This is a genomic window from Endozoicomonas sp. ALC013 (assembly GCF_049310205.1).
GTDB lineage: Bacteria > Pseudomonadota > Gammaproteobacteria > Pseudomonadales > Endozoicomonadaceae > Endozoicomonas.
Window position 1 is genome coordinate 1 of the sequence record NZ_JBLYNS010000287.1, and the last position, 3,171, is coordinate 3,171.

At 45.5% G+C, this 3,171-nt stretch carries 2 protein-coding genes; one reads left to right on the forward strand and one right to left on the reverse strand.

What is annotated here, in order from left to right; translation table 11 throughout:
• Window positions 1-189, reverse strand: a 189-nt coding sequence (locus ACO6V1_RS23195; RefSeq protein WP_422468864.1) for a hypothetical protein, incomplete at its 3' end; no start/stop codon positions are given.
• 456 nt (window positions 190-645) lie between these two features.
• On the opposite strand from ACO6V1_RS23195, the gene ACO6V1_RS23200 reads away from it, so the two are divergent.
• Window positions 646-3,015, forward strand: a complete 2,370-nt coding sequence (locus ACO6V1_RS23200; protein WP_422468866.1) for a pentapeptide repeat-containing protein — start codon at window positions 646-648, stop codon at window positions 3,013-3,015.
• Window positions 3,016-3,171: the final 156 nt, after the last annotated feature.

Genomic DNA, 3,171 nt, shown 5'->3' on the forward strand with positions numbered 1-3,171 from the left:
GGCAAGCCGATTACCCGGATGTCTCTCCAGCTGGTCCGGGATGCCAGCAACCGACTGGCAGACAACCTGGCCCTGGAACGGGGATTGCACCATCTGAACACATGGATCAATTACCTTCAGGGCCACCTGAGCGCCAGTTACCGGGACTGGCGCAGCGACCTGGCCAGCCTGGCCGATGAGTGTGACCAATGGGCGCAGCAGTTAATCCGGGATAATGGGCGATGGAACCGATCTCATCACAACGCCATCGACAAGGCCATAAAAGACCTGCAAGCCAATGTCGCCATCTGCCGGGAGTCTTTAGAAGCAGACAGGCCGTCTATTGGCAAGAATTCCCTGAACTTAATCCAACTGCCTGAACCCACCTTTCCAGCACGGGTCTGTTCGCGGGCCGCTGAAAATAGTGAAGCAAAAGTACAATTGGCTGAATTCAGTCACGGTTTCGCCAGGCAAACAGGTCAGAGCGCCAGTTATTTTAACAAGACTCAGCTTGATTATGTCGGCCTGCGTGCCTCACCTGTGCGAGTGGCTGAACTGAAACCGGTCAGTCAGGAGGGGCATATTGAGTTTATACCCGAGTGGTTGCCTAAGGCCCGAGCCCTGCAAAATAGCCTGACGCTGACCTTGCCCGGACACGGTAAAAAAGTGGTTGAAGCGCTGTTCAGTGAGTTGGCAGGGCTGGGCATTCATTGTCAGCGACCGGATGCCAGCGACCTGGAGGAACGGTGGCTGGACGCCCTGGCCAACTATCATGGTTCCCTTGGTGATATGAACCGTGCCGTGGCAGCAGATACTAACGCGGATGCTTCGGTAATCGCCAGAAAAAAAGCGTTTCTTGAAGAGCTGCTAAAACAGCCCCTTAAATTTGAGGAGCAGCTTCGTTTTCGTGCAGGACGACTGATATATTTCCTTCCGGGGCTGCCACATGGCATTGCCGAAAACCCTGCCCGGTTGTTCTGTCCCGGTCACAATGTCAGTTTTCTTGGCAACACGGACAGTAATAAGACTCTCACGGCCAGCCTGGCAAATGATGGCACTCTTTGTTCCTTTGAGCGACGGACGGACATTGGCCTGGAGCCCACTACGAAGGATATGAATCGTCAGGTTAATGTTGACGCCCGTGATGTGTTTGCCCGTATCCAGCCTGTCGAGCATAAAATCGGGCGTAGTACTTATGGGGGGCTATTGTCCGCGCTGATCAAATCTGAGGCGCTCGGCCGTCTTGATCTCTGTGCGATTGAACATCATTTTGATTATCACAGTTTCCACCTCGGTTTGGAGGCCTTTCGACGTAATATTAAAATAATTCTGCGCTCGCATGATGACTATCAGAAATTGATGCAAGCCCCATATCACGAGATCTTCTTTGCCTACCCTTTGTCATTGTTTGATGAACTGAAAACGCTGCATGTCAGCTCTCCAGAAGACCGGCTAAATTTGTTGCATGCCCTCAAGCGACGCTACAGCCACTGGCCTGACGGACGCCCGCTGGAAGCGCTTTTTCAGTATTCCCCGTCAACCCGTTACTATGAGTTAACTGCTCTATTCAGCAGGATCCCCGGAAACATCAAAATGCTCATCAAGGCCTGTGGCGAAGAAAGTTTAGAGTTGCTGCTTCAACAAAATCCAGAGCTGCTGGAAGGAAAACTGCAGTCGTTGGATGGTTTGAAAATACAGGCTGAGAGATTGGGCCCAGGGCTTGTAGGGTTGGATTTCAGAGGCTGCTCAATGAATGATACCCAACTTAAAAGAACTCAATTCATGCACTGTCAATTCACTATGGAGCAGTTAAACGACGCAAGTCTTGAAGAGGTTTATTTTAAAGGCTGCTCTTTTGAAGGTGAATGCTTTTCATTATCAGTGTTAAAAAGCGCAACATTTACTCCTGCTGAATTAATAAATAGTCAGCCGGTAACAGACAGTATACCCAAGCTATCCCAGGCTATATCGCAATCATGTATCAACAGTCAGGGGCAGTTCAATCTGGAACTATGGCTGGAGGTGATGGAAAAAAGTCATTACTTGCGTCGTCTCGTGGTGGCGGAAGCTTTTTTTCAGAGGCGCGTCAAGGGCAGGACACCTATGGATGAAACAACCAAAAAAATCCTCGTTGAACAGATTGACAATGTCATCAACAAGCATCCGGAAAGACTTCAATTTATTGTTGAAGAAGTTTTTCGTATAAGGATGGGTAATATTGAAACTATATCGAATTTTATCAAAAAGAACCCGAAATTCCATGAACGTAAAATTGTAAATGTCAGGAATTTTTACTTTGACTTCAGAACCACCTTCCTTAGAGAAGTACGTGATGAAAATCAAAAGCGCTTTAGCTATGAAACATCGTCATTTCTGACCGATTTGTCAGATTTAGTTGACCCTGAAAAAGATGTGTGTAGCCATGCACCCAAAGAAGAGGTTCTGGCTTTAATTGTAAACATTATAGAATTTGTCATGTTTCCTCTTGAACACGAATACATAGAATTTGGCATCAACACAAACGATGGGGGAGAGCAGAAATCCGAAAAAAGTTTCAGGAGCACAGAAAATAATAAAATGTTGTGTTTTGAATTAGATCATGAAGGTCAAAACATGATAGATAGTTTTAAGGCTAACATTTGTGATAGACATACCCTGGGAAAATACAGAAATCACTTTATAAAAATATGGGAGAGTTGCTCAGATGTGCGTCGATTAGAAATAGCCAAATGCTGCCTGAAGCACAAAATTATAGCTGTTAGCCCTATTACCACAGTGGAATTCATGAAACTATTGATCATTAATCAACAAGGAAAACATTGGCTGGATGACTTTTCAGCGAATATGGACAAACATAAAAAGAATGAATATGAGTGCAATTTATCAATGAAGAAATACTTTCGGAATATCAATGATTATGACAGCACAAAAATAGATGAATCATTAAAGGCTTTTGAGCAATGGATAAAGTCAGAGGCACCCGATTTCACCAGAGCGCAGTCCGGGATTCAAAAAAATCATGACTCATACCTTTGAGCGAAAAGTTACCGAGAAAAACTTTTCCACCAAGAAGCAGCAATTATGCCTCATCACGAAACTTTCATTTGAATTAGTGGTCAAAACTGACAGAGTTCCACCTTGCACCAGGAAATACTCATGAGTGTTGGAAACGCTTTGAACATAACCCCTTGT